The organism is Arthrobacter sp. 9MFCol3.1 (genome assembly GCF_000620385.1).
GTDB lineage: Bacteria > Actinomycetota > Actinomycetes > Actinomycetales > Micrococcaceae > Arthrobacter.
The window spans coordinates 303,602-319,888 of record NZ_JIBJ01000004.1; the positions used below are offsets into that span (position 1 = coordinate 303,602).

A 16,287-nucleotide genomic window follows, 5' to 3' on the forward strand; every position below is an offset into this window, starting at 1 on the left:
TAGCGGCAGGGGCTCCCCGGGCAACCGGAGGGCACCTGCCGCTGTCATGATCGGCCGCAACTGTTCCGGACGGAGAACCTCGATGGACCTGAACCCGATGTCCGATGCGGGCCCGGAACCGGACCCGGATGCGGCCCCTGAAGCGAGCCTCCTGGCCATTCCGGGGCTGGAAGGGCTGATGGATGCCGCGTGGCCGGCTGCCGAACGGGAGGAATCGGGCGGCTGGGTGCTGCGGGCGGCCTCCGGCGTGACGCAACGGGCAAACTCGGTCTGGGCGCGGCTTCCCGGCGATGATGACCCGCACCGGCTGCTGGCCGCGCTCCGGGAGGCCCGGCTTTGGTACCGGAACCGCCGGCTTCCGCTGATTTTCCAGGTCTTCGACGGCCCGCCCCATGCGGCGCTGCACGCGATGCTCGATGACGAAGGGTTCACCCGGCAGTCCGAAACCCTGGTCCTGGTCCGCGGCCCTTGGGCGGAGTCCGTACCCGGCCCTGATACCGGCGGCCCCGGACCTGCCGTGGAAATCTCCGCCGAGCCGTCGGCGGAATGGCTTGAGCTGTGGTGGAGCGTCGACGGCCGCGGGGGAGCGGACGAGCTCGCCGTGGCCCGCCGCATCCTGGCCGGGTGCCCGGCCCTGTACGCCCTCGTCCGGGACGACGGCGGGGCGTCGGCCGCCGTCGCACGCCTCGCCTTGCCCAACACCGGCCCGTCCGGGCCCGGGTGGGGCGGGCTGTACTGCATGGCAACGCGGCCGGATGCGCGGCGTCGGGGCTATGGCAGCCGGGTGGTCCAGGCGCTGCTGCACGAGGGCGGGGCCCGCGGCCTGGCGGGGTACTGGCTGCTGGTCATGGCCTCCAACGCCGGTGCCCGTGAGCTGTACGCCCGCGCCGGCTTCCGCGAAGCCGGCCGCTACCTCTACCGTCAGGACAGGCCCAAGCGGCACCTGACCGGCTGCTAGCCGGGCCGTCCGGCGGCCGTCACGTTCACTCGCCGGCGTGCCCATTTCCGAGCCCGCCCGTCCCCAGGTTGTGAGCCCCGGGGCCGCGGGCCAGCTGCCGGCGGAGGCGTCCCCGGGCCCGCGCGATCCCCCCGCCGTTGGTCGCCGTCCGGCCGGCGCCGGGAGTGCGCGCGGGTTTAGCCGAATACACGATCCTCGAGTGGTACAAATACCGCACCACGAACGCCGCCAGGAGCGTCGCGGCCTGCGCCAGGACGGCGTCGATGGCCAGGACGTTCACGGCCAGCATCAGGACTGGAAGCCGGGCCAGGGCCTCCAGATTGTTGAAACAGAACGATTGCGCAAACCGGGTCCGCAAGCCGTTGGCCTTGTGCGGCAGGGTGCCGAAGACAACGTGTTCCTGCATCAGGAAGTTCGAGACGATCGTCAGCTCCGCGGCCACGACGGCGGCCGCGACGAAGTATGTTCCGGAGGAGAGCAGGAATGCCATGATCGCAAGGTTCAGCACGGTCCCGGCAGCGCCCACGGCGGCGAACAGCGCGGCCGTTCCCGCACGCAGCTCGCCGAGCTGCCGGAGGAAGCGCAGCCCCTGGCCCACCCCCGCCTTGGACCTGCCTGCGGTCCGCAGTCCGGGGGTAAACGGAACTTCGGACACTGTGAGTTGGTGCCGGGCCAGGATTTCCAGCAGGATCTTGAACCCGCTGGGCCGCAGCGCGCTGCACTCAATGGCGGAGCGCCGCACTCCGAAGAACCCCGTCATGGGATCAGAACAGCCCCGCAGCCGCAGGGGAAACAGTGCCAGCGTGATGCGCGTGGCCCCGGCCGAGAGGACACGGCGGGACCATGTCGCCACGCCGCCGCTGCTGCCGCCAGTGCCGGGGACGCGGCCGCTGCAGCCGGCACCGTAGCGCGAGGCGACCACGACGTCGGCGTCGTTGTGTTCGAGCTCCGCGAGCAGGGCGGGGATGAGTTCCGGCGGATGCTGGAGATCGCCGCTCATCACCATGCAAAACTCGGCGCCGCTGGACCGCACGCCATCCACTACGGCGCCGCTCAGGCCGCCGGCGGGCGCCTCCCGGTGGATCACCCTGATGCGCATTGGCTCCGTCGCGGCGACGGCCGCAATGACGTCCCGGGTGTTGTCCGTGGAGTCGTCAACGAACACGAGTTCTGCGTCGATTTCACGGCAGGCCTCGGCAGCCCGGCCGATCAATTGTTGGACGTTCGGCGCCTCATTGCGCGTGGGGACGATGACTGAAAGTTTCATGACTGCCGTCCTGTTCGTCAGCGTCCTAGGTGGACGGGGGATTGATGACGCGGTGCACGCTCCATTCGCCGAAGGTCTGGACTTCCTCCGAGTTCTGCAGGGCCGTCTTCACCCGGCTCAGGCCCAGGGAGTCGATGTTGGCCGTGACGGACGGGCCGACGATGATCCAGCGGATTTCCCGCCACCCGCCGGGCCGTTCAATGTCGTATTGCTTGTCGAGGTCCGGTTTCTCCGTGGCGATCATGGTCCAGGCGTTGTTCCAGCCGCTTGAATTCAGGTCGTGCCACATGGAGTAGGGGGCGAGGACGACGTCGCTCCGTGAGACGTTGTCCTGGACCCAGGTCATGGCGCTGCGCCAGTTGGAATTGGTCTGGGCGGTAAGGAGCGTTCTGTCCTGCTCAAACCACTGCGGCACCGACATCAGGAGCAAAGATGCCGACAGCACGGCAACGAACGCGGCCTGCAGCGGCCGGGTCAGGCCCGGCGCGCGGCGGGCGAGCCCTTCCGCCCCGCTCCAGGCGATGTCCACGGCCGAGCCGCACGCCAACGCCAGGAACGGGATTACGCCGATGATGTACATCGCCGGGAGGTAGCCCTGGCCGAGCACAATCGGCGTGGCGAAGGAGGCAATGGCGACGAAGAGAATCCGGGACCGCGGGCGCAGCAGACAGACGACGGCGGCCACCAGTCCGGCCGCGATCAGGTACTTGTCAAAGTAGAGCCAGCCTGCGAGCAACTCCGCGCGGCTGGAGCCGGCCTCGAAGATGGTGCCCGAGCCGGAACGGTTCAGCAGCTGGTAGGCGAGGGCATCCTGGAGCGAGACGTGACCGGGTCCGGAGAGGAGCTCGTTGCGCAGCAGTGCCGACAGCGGGTAGAAGGCCAGGAGCAGTCCGCCGGCGGTGAGGAAGCCAACCACCGAAAATAGCCGGTTGCTCCATTTCGGCCGGTACATCAGGGCCAGCAGCAGGGCCGGGCCGAAGATGGACAGGGTTTCCTTCGAGAGCACGGCGACCGCGAAACAGATCCCGGCTCCCACGTGGTGCCACAGCGCGTCCCGCGAAGACAGCGCCAGATAGAAGGCCAGCAGGAGCCAGGGCACACCGATGTTGTCGAGGTAGATCTGCCGTCCGAGCACCAGGGAGAGCGGGGACAGGATGAAGAGCACGGTTGTCAGGGCCGCGAAGGGAATACGCATGCCCAGCCTGCGGGCCACCATGTAGAGCAGCAGCGCACTGGCCACGAAGTACACCGAAATAACGTACCGGGTGGCACCGATGGAGGTGCCGTCGCCGAGTCCGAGCAGGTTCGGCAGCCAGTTCAGTGAGGCTATCTGGATCCATCCCAGCGGCGGATGGTCGTACCAGTAGGTGTAGGGGGCCAGGGTTCCCGAGTGCACGGCGAAGGCCTGGGAGGTGTAGGTGCCTTCGTCGTCCTGGTAGCTGGGCGCTCCGTCGAGATTCCACAGGCTGAGGACGGCCGCGGCGACGGCCAGCGCAGCGAGGGCAACCTTGTCCCACAACGGGAGGAACCTGAGGTTGAACGTGGGGCCGTGCGCTGTGCCGCGGTGTTTGGGCGCGCGTTCGGCCTTTGCACCCGGGGCGCCGGCCGCCGCTGGTGGAGCGGCTTTTAGGTCCGTGGTTGCCATGACTGCCTCCTGAGGGGACGTTGCAATGTCACTGGGTTGCTATTGCCGTGCCGGTGCGGCAGTGCCGGGGACGAGGTAGGACAGATGGGATCCGGAATGGTCGGTCTTTTCCCAGGCAAAATCGCGGCGCCCGAACTTGAACAAAGCCCGCAGAGCCGCGAAGGCCAGGACCATCTGGTAGAGGGGAGTGCCGGCAACGAGGCGGAAGTAGTCGTACCAGCTGATGGCGAACTTATGGTCGCGGCCGAACTCGTGGAGCATGCAGACATCGAAGGCGACAGTCACCAGCGTGGGCACCAGCGGCAGGAAGGTGATCAACGTGACCACCAGCGGGAAATTGCCCCAGATCGCCGCCGCGATGGCGATGGGAATGCAGACGCCGGCCAGTGCCATGAAATGCTGCTGCATCAGGGTCCACCAGGCGATGGTCCGCATCCGCCGGGACGGCAGGGCCTTCCAGTCGCCCTTGGCGAAGACCTGCATGAATCCGAGGGACCAGCGGGTGCGTTGCCGGACGAGCCCGGACAGGCTGTCGGGCGTCTCCTCGCGCGTGACCAATTGCGGCGAATAGGCCACCACGATCTTCCGGCGCAGCGTCGACAGGCGCACACCGAGATCACAATCCTCGGCGAGGCAGGAGCCGTCCCAGCCGCCCACCGCCATCAGCAGTTCACGCTTGATGAACACGGTGTTGCCGCCGAGGGGAATGAATCCCTGCCGGGAATGGGCGTGCAGCCTGGACCGGAACCACGTGAAGTATTCAAGGCAGTTCCGCAGCGAATACCACGTGTCCTTGTAGTTGATCAGCTGCACGGCACCCTGGACGACGTCGGCGTTCTTGGTGGTGAAGACACTGTCGATATGGGCCAGGAGTTCTTCGGCCGCGATCGACTCGGCGTCGAAAACCCCGACCACGCTGTAGCGGCACATCGACAGCGCTTGGTTCAGCTGCCGCGGCTTGTTCTTCCGCTCGCTGACGTCGACACTGACCCGGACGAACTCCGGAAACTCCCGGGCGAGCCGGTGTGCGACCTCCACCGTCTCGGTGTCGTCATGTCCGACCGAGATGATGATCTCCTTGCGCGAATGGGTCTGTGCCAGGAGCGCGGCCAAGGTGGCGCGCATGACCTCTTCGCGTTCGTTCCGGCACGGCATGATCAGCGAAAACGAATGTCCCTCCGTCCCCTGAAGGCCGGAGTAGGAGGTCCGCACCTGCGTCTTGGGGTCCCACCATGCGTACGTGTTCAGGTAAAGGGTGGACACTGCGATGGCAAAGAGTGCCAGGGCGATGATGACGACGAGGGCGCTGGCCAGGAAGGTAGCGGACATGACGGAGCTCCAATGGGGTAGGTGGAAGCAGGGGATCTCGGAAACGCGCGGGATCGTCAGTCGGGTGGACAGTCAGCAGGACCGCAGGCGGGCCCGGGAAGGGACGCGGCGGCTAGTCGGCCGCACCGCAGGCGACGCCGTCATGGTTGGCGTCGAGCTTTTGCGGATCGACGTGCGCTTTGCGCACGGCGAGTCCGCCCTTGAAGTAGGTACGGACCTCGGTGCAGGTCCATGTAGGCGGCATGGACCCGGGGTCGAGGCCAGCGTCCTTCATTTCCTTCAGGTGCCGGCTCATGCTCGGCGGAATGGCGGGAAGGCACTGTCCGTCGGAGCCGTACTGGGGCAGACAACCGCCCAGGGACAGGCTCTTGCCGGACAGCACCGCTACCGGGTCAACGGGGCCCCGCTGCTTGAGGCCCATGGAATTGCCGCCCTCCGGCAAGGAGGCGGCCGCGCCGGCTTCCGTCCGCGCCGCCTCAGCCAGGGAGACTTCGGGTGCGTCGCCTGCTGACGTGGACGCCTGAGGCCCCGCGGAAACCGGGGGAATGGGCCCCAGTTTCACTGCGTTGCCGGAACCGGTGGCGTCCTGGGTGGGGTCCGTGGCCGCGTCCGTGGTGGCGGACGGCCCCGGCCGGGCGCCGGTGGGCGCTTCGGCCGGCGTGGCAGCCGGTGGAATTTGGCTCGCGCGCGGACCGGCGTTGACCGCACTGACCGTGGCGACGGCGGACATCCCGCCCCAGACCATGGCTGCCGCGGCTGCCAGGCCCGCCGTCGTCAGGGCGACGACGACGCGTGCCCCGCGGGCACTGCCCGTTGCGGTTTCTGTGCCGCGCCTCATGAAACCCACACCCAACGGGCAACACTGGGGATTCCGTCAGCGGACAACACGGTGAGCATGTACGGCCCGGGCGGCAGGAGGTTCGGATTGCTGGGGATTTGCACGGTGCGGTCCGCGCCCGTGCCCGCCAGCGGCAGGTCGACGACGCGCGCGTTGGTGTCGGTCTGGTGGGTCTGGGACATCGGCGGGATGAGGGAGGCGGCGGCGACATCGCCGGTCACAGCGATCTGCACATTCTGCCCGTGGCCCACCTGGCCGGGAGCCGATGTGATGGCCGGCCGGGGTCCCTTGAACAGGTACGGCGGACTGTAGACCGAGATCCTGGCTTCGAAGGAATTATCCAGCGGGTTGGAGCCCATGACCGCCACCCGGCCGTCCGGCAGGAGAATCGACGTCGAGTGGTAATTGCGGCCAACCGGGTCTGCCGCCACAGTCTTCCAGGAGTTGGTCGACGGAGTGTAGATGGCAGCCGTCTGGATGTTTCCAGAACGGTTCAACTGCCCGCCGTTAGCCGCAAGCACGGAGCGGTCGGGAAGGTTCAGGACGTTGACGTACATCTTGCCGGGTCCGGGAAGGTCTGGTCCGGGCACGTAGTGCGGGCTCGGCTGTTTGAGGTCGATGATGTCGACCAGGTTGATGCCGGGGGTGTTGCCGTCGGCGTTGCCGCCGCCAACGATCATGAGCTTCTGGTCCTGGACTGGACCGATGAAAACGGAGCCGGCCTGGTCCCTGAGATCCTTTTGCCGCAGCCCGGGGACATCCCAGATCTGCGCGGTTGCCCAGTCGTAGATCGACGAGCCCGTCCCCGGCAGCCCGTTGCCGAAGGTGTGGCCCCCGGAATAGAACATCCTGCCGTTTTCAAGAAGGAACATGTGCGGGTAGGTGCCCCAGAAGCTCCAGGTCTGCGGCACCTGGTTCTGCGGCAGCCACCTCATGGCCGAGGTGTCGAACATCTCCGTCAGGACCGTGCCCTGGGCTTTTTCATCGAGGCCGCCGGCGGACCAGATGTCACCGTTGCCCAGTTTCGTCAGTGACGGGTACCAGTGGGCCCCGGCCATGTCCGAGAGCTGATGGAAGGCGTCGTCCGCGGGGTCGAAGTAGTAGCTCTTCTTGGATCCCTGGAAAGTTGTGGGCCCCACATTGGCGGTGGGGAACGCCTGGGTGCCGCCGGCGAGGAGTACTTTCCCGTCGGGCAGGGTCACGTGTCCGGCACAAAACATGTCGTAGGGCACCGGGACGTTCTTGAAGACATTGGTGCTGGGTGACCAGACCACGGCCCGGAATGACCCTGCATTGAAGTTCGTCTCGTCGTTGCCCGAACCGGCGATCAGCAGCAGGCGTCCGTCGTGGAGCAGCGTTGAATGCAGCGCCCGCACGGGCATTTGCGATGACAGGATTTCCCAGGAGCCGACGGCGTCCGGCCCGCCCACCGGAGGCGGTCCCGCTGCGTCGTATTTGGCCAGCGAGTAGTTGGTGGTCGACAAGGTGCCGTTGCCGGCGATGGAAACACCCAGGGCAATACGGTCGACGCCGTTGGGGATCGCCGGTGTTCGCGCCTGGCCTGTCGTCCAGCCGGGGACTGGCGGCAATTCCTTCAGATCGGTCCAGTACTGCCAGCCGTTGACGGTATGGCTGAAGACGGTCAGGCCGGACGGGCCGGCCGCGGTGGACTTGTAGTCGACCTTGAAGTCGTATTGTTCCCCTGGTGTGACGGCGGGTGCGCAGCCCGGCGCGTCCGATTGGATGAGTTTTGCGTCTCCGGACTGATATGCGCTGGCACTTATTGCGAAGGATCGCGTTCCGGCGGGTGAATTTGCCGGGACGTCATTTGAGAGTGAAGTCGCTATTTGTCGGTTTCCCCAACCGGCCAGCATAAAGCACGCCGGTGTGGGAGTTCCGTCCGCGAGGCTTCCGTTAATTATCAATTCGGTGGTGTTTTGCGCCGGCGCAGGAATTTCCGTCAGGGAATAGTCATCGGTCGCCAGCGTCCCGTCAATTGCGAGCGACAGCCCGAAGCTTAGGAAATCCGTTCCGTCGGGGATCGTGGGGGTGGGGGCAGTGGCGAGGGTCCAGTCCGCTGCCGGTGCCTGCTGCTGGATATCGCCCCAGTAGCTCCAGCCCTGGGCTGAATGGCGGAACAGGGTGAGCGACACGGGCGCCGTGGACTTGTACCAGACTTGAATGGTGTAGCCGCGGCCGGGGACCACAGCAGGTGCACATTGGGTACTCTCCTCCTGGACGAGTTTGCGGTCGCCCGCCGTATGGCCCTGGAGAGTGACTGATGCCGCCCTGCCGCCGAGCCGTCCCTGGACGAAACTCCAGTCGCCTTCGGTTCCCCAGCCGGCCCGCTTGTAGCATGTGGCGTCCACGGCACCTTCCTCCAGAGACGGGTTCCTCACGAGGTTGACGGGGTCGGCTGCCAGAGCGGCGGCGCCCACGATAAAGTTCAGGGGAATAAGGAACGCCAGGATGAGCGCTATGAGGCGCCGGGGGCGTTGTAGGTTATTCACGGCCCGCCGCATCCAGTGCGTTGCGTATTCTGCCGTTGTAAATCCTGTTTTCGGTGGGCGTTGATTCCGTATTTGTCATTCTGGGAATCGGATGGTCAATGTTGCACATTGAATTCCCCATTAGCTTTTGATTTCAGTGACAAAGGGATGTGTTTGAGTCTATGGGCGGCAAAATGCAGGGGGAACGAGTAAAAATTACTCGACTTCGCACCGCGCCGGAATGCGGGGTGTACTCAGGTGGTGGACGGGGACCCCGCCGAACTACTTGGTCACCGGGTGGAAGCCAAGGTCAGCGCCCCTCCGGTGCTCCCGCGCCCGGCCGGAGCTGCCGGGCAGAGAAACTGCGGGGACGCTGTAAGAGACACAAAATGAGCCGCATCCGGGGCCGGCGCCTACCCGGCGGGAGCCTGTGCGGCAGGAACTACTGCGGGTCGGTCACCAGGATCCGCACGGAGCACAGCTCCGCGGCGGCCTTCTTCAGTACCGCCGCGCGTGGATCCGGGACGTCCAGGAACGCGAGCCGCGTCAGGCCGGCGTAGCGCCGGAGCACGGGCTCGGCGAGCACTTGGTCCGCCAGGGCCCGGTCGCCGCCGGGCGCGAGGTATTCGACCCGGTGCTCAGCGAAGATCCGTCCGGCGTGCTCGGCGACAGCCTCCACGAGGGCATCGGCCTGGTTGGCGCGCCGCCGGGCAAAACGTTGCTGGGACCAGCCACCCGCAGCCGTCCGCGACTGGACGTGGCGCGTGCCGGTCTTGGACGCCAGCACGGCGCCGGCGCTGACCACAGCCACCGAATATCCGCCGCGGCGGACCAGGACGGTGCCGATGCTCCGGGGCTGCCCGGCCAGGGAGGCCAGCCGGGAGATGGCGTCGTGGCCGCTGCCGGGCCGGCCGTCCACGGGCCAGGGCGCCCGGAGGACGGCCACGGCGCCGTCGGCGGCGCGCAGCTGCAGGCCGGCGTCGAGCTCCTCCTCCGCCAGTGCCCCGTGGCTCGCGGCGAAGCGGTCCACCCAGCCCGGCAGCCGGTCGCCGGAGACGAAAGCCACACGGGTCTCGGGGCTGGACATGGCAGGTACTCCGTTGCGGGGGATGAGGGTGAGGGGCGGCAGGAACTAGAAGTAGCCTATCTATGTGGATGATCTCTTTGGTGCAGGGCGGGACAACGCCGACGGCAGCGACGACTTCGGCGCAGCCGAGGGTGCCACCGACGATTCCGGCCACGCCCGGTCTGCCGCCGGGCCAGCGTCGCCACGGAGCCCCCTCGCCGTCCGGATGCGGCCGCGCACCCTCGATGATGTCGTGGGCCAGCAGCACCTCCTCGGCCAAGGTTCCCCGCTGCGCCAGCTGGCGGCCGGCTCCGACGCGACCGGCCCCGCGGGCCCCAGTTCACTGATTCTCTGGGGGCCTCCAGGAACCGGCAAAACCACGCTCGCGCACGTCATCGCCAAGGGCCCCGGGCGGAAGTTCGTCGAGCTCTCCGCCATCACCGCCGGAGTCAAGGACGTCCGCCGCGTCATGGACGAGGCCCTCACTGCCCGGGACCTCTACAAGACCACCACCGTGCTGTTCCTGGACGAGATCCACCGCTTCAACAAAGCGCAGCAGGACGCCCTGCTGCCCGGCGTCGAAAACCGCTGGGTGGTGCTGGTCGCCGCGACCACCGAAAACCCGTCCTTCTCCGTCGTCTCCCCGCTGCTCTCGCGGTCCCTCCTGCTGACCCTCAAGCCGCTCACCGACGCCGACGTCGAGGGCCTGCTCCTGCGGGCCGCGACGGATGTCCGCGGGCTCGGCGGCAAAGTAGAACTCAGCGACGACGCCCTGGCGCACCTCGTCCGGCTCTCCGGCGGCGACGCCCGACGGGCGCTGACTGCGCTCGAGGCCGCGGCCGGCGTCGCGTTCGGGGACGCGGACGACGCCGATGCGGCTCCGGTGAAGATCGACCTCAAGCACACGGAGCGCGCCCTGGATGTCGCCTCCGTCCGCTACGACCGGGCCGGGGACCAGCACTACGACGTCGCCAGCGCGTTCATTAAATCGATCCGGGGCTCCGACGTCGACGCCGCACTGCACTATCTCGCCCGGATGCTGGAGGCGGGTGAGGACCCCCGGTTCGTGGCCCGCCGGATCGTGATCTCGGCGGCCGAAGACGTCGGCATGGCTGACCCGACGGCGCTGCAGACCGCCGTCGCGGCGGCCCAGGCCGTGCAGCTGATCGGCATGCCGGAAGGCCGCATCATCCTTGCCGAGGCCGTGGTGCATCTGGCCACCGCACCGAAGTCCAACGCCGCGTACATGGGCATTAACCAGGCGATCGCCGACGTCCGTGCCGGGCTCGGGAACGGCATCCCCGCCCACCTGCGCGATGCCCACTACCCGGGATCAAAACAGCTGGGCCACGGCAAAGGCTACAAATACGCCCATGACGCCCCGCACGCCGTCGCCACCCAGCAGTACCCGCCCGATGACCTCGTCGGGCGCAACTACTACGAACCCACCGGCAACGGGGCCGAACGCGACATCTCCACCCGGCTCGAACGGCTTCGGAAGATCATCCGCGGCACCTGAACCGCTCGCGAACCGCCCGCGAACGCCCGTGACCAGCGGCTGGTCGGCAGCCGGGCCGCGGCGCCGGAATCCGCCGTTGACATAGGGGCCAAGAGGTCTAACGTGGAAATATGTCAGCACGGATCTGCTGACCGTCCGTGCGGCGCAGGGGACAGCGCGGGCACATGCCGGCTCCCGCTACCGGGAGCCTGGAACGGCAGCCGGCTTCGCTCCATCCCAGGTCATCCACCGCGAGCGTTCCCGCCCCCTCCCCAGCAGGTGCCCCATGAGTATCAACTTCGTTACAGCCATGGCAGTGAAGTCCTTCGATGTGCCGGACAAGAAACGGTGCCCGGACAAGGCCGAATTCGACCTCTGCACGGTGAACGACTACTCGGTGGCCCGGTTGATCCTGGGCCCGGGCTGGCGTTGGTCGGTTAACACCCGGCCCTACGAGCAGACCGACGTCTGCCTGCACCACCATCTCGGATTCTGCATTTCCGGTGAGATGGAAGTTGAAACGGCCGAAGGGCTGCGCTCCACGATCCACGCCAACGACACCTACGCGATTCCGCCCGGTCACGACGAATGGGTGGTGGGTCCGAAACCGTTCGTGGCCGTGGAATTCCTGGGGGCGGCGTCCTTCGGGCGCAGCGGAGCCAGGGGAGTGCACGCCCGGATCTGAGCCGGTCCGTCGGCCGGATCTGGTAGGCTTGTTCGTTGTCTGGCAAGGTACGGACGCACAATCCATTGAATCTTCGCATTTGATGAGGGTTGCCCTGTGCCCAGTAGCAAAAGGCAGCGGTTGGCCGATGCTCTCCATCGTGGAGGCCAGTAACACTGACACACCGCAGATATTGGAAGGACACAAGTGGCTAACAACACTCGTGCTCGCCGTACCGCACGCCTTTCGCGCGCACTCGGCATCGCTCTGACCCCCAAGGCCGCCAAGTACATGGAGCGCCGCCCGTACGGCCCCGGTGAGCATGGCCGTGCCCGCAAGAAGCAGGACTCCGACTACGCCGTACGTCTGCGCGAAAAGCAGCGTCTGCGCGCCCAGTACGGCATCCGCGAAGCCCAGATGACCCGTGCCTTCGAAGAAGCACGCCGCACCAAGGGCCTGACCGGTGAAAACCTGATCGAACTGCTCGAAATGCGTCTCGACGCCCTCGTGCTGCGTGCCGGCTTCGCCCGCACCATCGCCCAGGCCCGCCAGCTGGTTGTGCACCGCCACATCCTCGTTGACGGCATCCGCGTTGACCGCCCGTCTTTCCGCGTCGGCGAGGGCCAGCTGGTCCACGTTCACAGCCGCAGCGAGACCATGCCTCCGTTCCAGGTTGCAGCAGCCGGCGCTCACCGCGACGTCCTGCCGATCGTTCCGGCTTACCTGGACGTCAAGCTTGACGCCCTGCAGGCCCGCCTGGTGCGCCGCCCCAAGCGTTCCGAGATCCCCGTGACCTGCGAAGAGCAGCTCGTCGTGGAATTCTACGCACGCTAATTCAAAAGGCATCACCTACAAAGAAGCCCGTGGCAAGCGCCGCGGGCTTCTTTGTATGTAAGGTACTTGGGGGAGTTCCCCGGGAGCAGGCTCTGCCTGCCGGTTTAAACTGCCGGCCGAAACCGTCGGAACCCGACGCAACAAGCAGGTATCCACTGCAGTTCAAGGAGATGAGTGTCTATGTCTGGTGGCGATATTGCCGGCCTGATCGCGGCTGGAGTGTTTGCACTGCTGGTCTTGCTGCTCGCCGTGCCGATCCTGAAGCTCGGGGGAGTGTTCGACGAAATGCGGACCACCATCCGCTCCATCAGCGACGGCGCCACCCCGCTCATGGACGAGGTCACCGCCACGGTGACCACCACCAACGAGCAGCTGAAGAAGGTTGACGGCATCTCCTCGAACGTCTCGGACGCCTCCGCCAACATCTCGGCGCTGTCCTCGCTCATGGCCGCCACCGTAGGCTCGCCGCTGATCAAGGTGGCAGCCTTCAGCTACGGTGTGCGCTCCGCCTTCAGCACCCGCAAAAAGCCCGCCACCGGCCGCCGCAGCCGCTAACCCTCCGGGAGCACCTGACATGAACAGAATCATCTGGATGGGAATCGGCGTCGCAATCGGCGTCATCGCTTTCCGCAAGGTCACAGAAGCCCAGTCCGCCCTCGGCCCTGAGGGCCTGAACCGGGCTGTCGGACGGCTGGCGGACGGCCTGCTCGACTTCGCCGATGCCATCCGCGACGGCATGGGCGAGCGGGAGTCCGAACTCCGCGCGGCACTCGGGATCGAGACCGCAACGGACCTGGCTTCCGGCGGCACCGTCGCCCGCCGGGATGCGGTCCGGCGCTAGCCGGGAGAGAATTAGTAAGTAAGGTGCCCGTCACCGGGGGTGACGGCGCGCCAACGCCCCCGGTGGCGGGCACCAGAATGACGGGCCCGGATCAGTGCCGGTCCCCAGCTCGTCCCGCGCAACACCTACGCGGGCCACATATCGCAGTGAATATTGAAGGGTAAGAAATCAGCTCATGAAGTCGCAGGAGATCACCAAGCGCTGGATCGACTTTTTTGTCAGCAAGGGGCACACCGCCGTGCCCTCCGCCTCCCTGGTCTCCAGCGACCCGTCCCTGCTGTTCACGGTGGCCGGCATGGTCCCGTTCATCCCGTATCTGACGGCACGTGAGGAGGCCCCCTACCAACGGGCCACCAGCGTGCAGAAGTGCATCCGGACCGGTGACATCGAGGAAGTCGGGAAAACAGCCCGCCACGGCACCTTCTTCCAGATGTGCGGCAACTTCTCCTTTGGCGACTACTTCAAGGAAGACGCCATCAAGTTCGCGTGGGAGCTCCTGACCACCAGCGTGGACGACGGCGGGTACGGACTGCCGCCGGAGCTGCTCTGGGTCACCGTCTATGAAGAGGACGACGAGGCCGAGCAGCTGTGGCTGAAGAACACCGGCATGCCGGGCGAACGGATCCAGCGGATGGGCAAGGCCGATAACTACTGGTCCACCGGCCAGCCCGGTCCGGCCGGTCCCTGCTCGGAGATCTACTACGACCGCGGACCGTCCTACGGCGTCGAGGGCGGCCCCATCGCCGACGAAAACCGCTACGTCGAGATCTGGAACCTCGTGTTCATGCAGTACCAGATCGACAACGTCCGCTCCAAGGTGGATTTCGACATCACCGGAGAGCTGCCCAAGAAGAACATCGACACGGGCCTCGGCATGGAGCGCCTCGCGATGATCCTCCAGGACGTCGAGAACATGTACGAGACGGACCAGGTCCGTCCCGTCATCGACCGGGCCGCGGCGCTCTCCGGCCGGGAGTACACCTCCGCTGAGTCCGCCGAGGACCCGCACCACACGGACGACGTCCGCATGCGCGTCGTGGCCGACCACATCCGCTCGGCGCTCATGCTGATCGCCGACGGCGTGACCCCCTCCAACGAGGGCCGCGGCTACGTGCTGCGCCGCCTGATCCGCCGGGCCGTCCGCTCCATGCGCCTGCTCGGTGTCGAAAAGGCCTGCCTGCCGGAGCTGCTGCCTGCCTCGCGGGACGCCATGAAGGGTGTCTACCCGATCGTCGAGACCGACTTCGAGCGCATCAGCCGGATTGCCTACGCCGAAGAGAAGGCGTTCCTGCGCACCATCGCGTCGGGCACCGCCCGCCTCGAGGACGCCGTCAAGGAGTCCAAGGCCGCCAACCAGCCGCTCTCCGGCGCCGACGCCTTTGCCCTGCATGACACCTACGGCTTCCCGATCGACCTCACCCTGGAAATGGCCGAAGAGGCCGGGCTGAAAGTCGACGAGCCCGAGTTCCGCAAGCTCATGCTCGAACAGCGCCAGCGCGCCCAGGCCGACGCCAAGGGCAAGAAGGGTTCGCACGCGGACCTCAGCGCGTTCCAGGAACTGCTGTCCGCCGGCGAGACCGTCTTCACCGGCTACACCGAGCTCCAGGGCGAGTCCAAGGTCCGCGGCATCCTGTCCGGCGGCCGGAAGGTCGCCCAGGCCTCCACCGGCGACGAAATCGAACTGGTCCTGGCCGAGACGCCGTTCTACGCCGAGGCCGGCGGCCAGGCTGCCGACACCGGGCTGATCACCGGCGACGGCTTCGTCGTCGAGGTCCTGGATGTCCAGCGCCCCGTCAAGGGCCTCAGCGTCCACAAGGCAATCGTCCGCGAAGGCGAAATCGGTGCCGACTCGCTGGTTCAGGCCGCCGTGGACCGGGAACGCCGGCACGCCGCGGAGCAGGCCCACACCGGCACGCACATTGTGCACGCGGCCCTGCACCAGATCCTCGGCCCGGAGGCCCTGCAGCGCGGCTCCTTCAACAAGGCCGGCTACCTGCGCTTCGACTTCGCCTGGGGCGAGGGCCTGAGCGCCGCCACCCGGTCCGAGATCGAGGAAGTCTCCAACATCGCCATCCGCAACAACTTCCGGGTGGAAACCAAGATCATGGGACTCGCTGAGGCCAAGGCGCTCGGCGCCATGGCGCTGTTCGGCGAAAACTACGGCAACGAGGTCCGCGTCGTGGAAATCGACGGTGCCTGGTCCCGCGAGCTCTGCGGCGGCACGCACGTCGAAAACACCTCGCTGATCGGCAGCCTGTCCCTGCTCGGCGAACAGTCGGTCGGCTCAGGAAACCGCCGCGTCGAAGCCTTCGTGGGCATGGACGCCTTCCGGCACCTGGCCGCGGAGCGGGCACTTGTCACCGAACTCACGGAAATGCTGAAGGTTCCCTCCGGGCTGCTCGCGGACCGGATTTCCAGCACCCTGACCAAGCTCAAGACGGCCGAAAAGGAACTCGAGCGGCTGCGCAAGGAGCAGCTCACGGCCGCCGCTGCCCAGCTGGTCGGCACCGCCCAGGACGCCGCCGGCGTCAAGGTCATTGCGCACGACGCCGGCCAGGTCAGCGGCGCGGACGACCTGCGCGGCCTGGCCCTGGACCTGCGGACGCGTCTCGGTTCCGAGCCCGCCGCCGTCGCGGTGGCCGGTGTCAGCAACGACCGTCCCGTGATCCTGATCGCCACCAACGAAGCCGCCCGGGCAGCCGGAGTCAAGGCCGGCGCCCTGGTGCGCCTCGCCGCAGGCATCCTCGGCGGCGGCGGCGGCGGCAAGGACGACGTCGCCCAGGGCGGCGGCACCGACGCCGCCAAGGTCGGCGCTGCCCTCGGCGCCGTCGTGGACGCCATTACCCGGCGATAGCGGA

Annotated in this window: 13 protein-coding genes; 7 read left to right on the forward strand and 6 right to left on the reverse strand. The window is 67.1% G+C overall.

Annotation, left to right across the window (positions count from 1 at the left end; genetic code table 11):
* Nucleotides 1–82 precede the first annotated feature (82 nt).
* Nucleotides 83–958 (forward strand): GNAT family N-acetyltransferase, encoded by an 876-nt coding sequence (locus tag C560_RS0104195; protein ID WP_231494260.1) that lies wholly within the window; start codon nt 83–85, stop codon nt 956–958.
* Nucleotides 959–983: 25 nt separating this feature from the next.
* Here the strand turns inward: C560_RS0104195 and C560_RS21225 are convergent, their stop codons facing one another.
* The 6 genes from C560_RS21225 to C560_RS0104225 form a co-directional block, all read right to left on the reverse strand.
* The gene (locus tag C560_RS21225; RefSeq protein ID WP_051532997.1) at nt 984–2,225 is read right to left on the reverse strand and encodes a glycosyltransferase; all 1,242 of its coding nucleotides are present in this window, start codon (nt 2,223–2,225) and stop codon (nt 984–986) included.
* A 25-nt stretch (nt 2,226–2,250) separates the two neighbouring features.
* Nucleotides 2,251–3,870 carry an ArnT family glycosyltransferase gene (locus C560_RS0104205; RefSeq protein WP_026537247.1) on the reverse strand — a complete coding sequence of 540 codons (1,620 nt, stop codon included), beginning with the start codon at nt 3,868–3,870 and terminating at the stop codon, nt 2,251–2,253.
* A 39-nt stretch (nt 3,871–3,909) separates the two neighbouring features.
* Nucleotides 3,910–5,199: a glycosyltransferase family 2 protein gene (locus C560_RS0104210; RefSeq protein ID WP_026537248.1), complete on the reverse strand. Its 1,290-nt coding sequence runs from the start codon at nt 5,197–5,199 to the stop codon at nt 3,910–3,912.
* 112 nt (nt 5,200–5,311) lie between these two features.
* The gene (locus tag C560_RS0104215) at nt 5,312–6,037 is read right to left on the reverse strand and encodes an excalibur calcium-binding domain-containing protein (protein WP_026537249.1); all 726 of its coding nucleotides are present in this window, start codon (nt 6,035–6,037) and stop codon (nt 5,312–5,314) included.
* Nucleotides 6,034–8,547, reverse strand: coding sequence for a galactose oxidase early set domain-containing protein (locus C560_RS0104220; protein WP_231494261.1), 2,514 nt, complete (start codon nt 8,545–8,547; stop codon nt 6,034–6,036). Before C560_RS0104220 ends, C560_RS0104215 begins: the two co-directional genes overlap by 4 nt.
* Before the next feature lie 421 nt (nt 8,548–8,968).
* The gene (locus C560_RS0104225; RefSeq protein WP_026537251.1) at nt 8,969–9,613 is read right to left on the reverse strand and encodes an acVLRF1 family peptidyl-tRNA hydrolase; all 645 of its coding nucleotides are present in this window, start codon (nt 9,611–9,613) and stop codon (nt 8,969–8,971) included.
* A gap of 64 nt (nt 9,614–9,677) precedes the next feature.
* Between C560_RS0104225 and C560_RS0104230 the strand changes: the two genes are divergently transcribed.
* The 6 genes from C560_RS0104230 (at nt 9,678) to alaS (ending at nt 16,283) form a co-directional block, all read left to right on the forward strand.
* The gene (locus C560_RS0104230; protein WP_026537252.1) at nt 9,678–11,111 is read left to right on the forward strand and encodes a replication-associated recombination protein A; all 1,434 of its coding nucleotides are present in this window, start codon (nt 9,678–9,680) and stop codon (nt 11,109–11,111) included.
* A gap of 265 nt (nt 11,112–11,376) precedes the next feature.
* Nucleotides 11,377–11,775 carry a hypothetical protein gene (locus tag C560_RS0104235; protein ID WP_026537253.1) on the forward strand — a complete coding sequence of 133 codons (399 nt, stop codon included), beginning with the start codon at nt 11,377–11,379 and terminating at the stop codon, nt 11,773–11,775.
* Nucleotides 11,776–11,961: 186 nt separating this feature from the next.
* Entirely contained in the window at nt 11,962–12,588 is a 627-nt protein-coding gene (gene rpsD, locus C560_RS0104240; RefSeq protein ID WP_018773157.1) for a 30S ribosomal protein S4, read from the forward strand.
* A gap of 180 nt (nt 12,589–12,768) precedes the next feature.
* The gene (locus tag C560_RS0104245; protein WP_018773156.1) at nt 12,769–13,143 is read left to right on the forward strand and encodes a DUF948 domain-containing protein; all 375 of its coding nucleotides are present in this window, start codon (nt 12,769–12,771) and stop codon (nt 13,141–13,143) included.
* Nucleotides 13,144–13,162: 19 nt separating this feature from the next.
* Nucleotides 13,163–13,429 (forward strand): DUF6167 family protein, encoded by a 267-nt coding sequence (locus C560_RS21230; RefSeq protein WP_196802329.1) that lies wholly within the window; start codon nt 13,163–13,165, stop codon nt 13,427–13,429.
* A 175-nt stretch (nt 13,430–13,604) separates the two neighbouring features.
* Nucleotides 13,605–16,283: an alanine--tRNA ligase gene (gene alaS / locus C560_RS0104255; protein WP_026537254.1), complete on the forward strand. Its 2,679-nt coding sequence runs from the start codon at nt 13,605–13,607 to the stop codon at nt 16,281–16,283.
* Nucleotides 16,284–16,287: the final 4 nt, after the last annotated feature.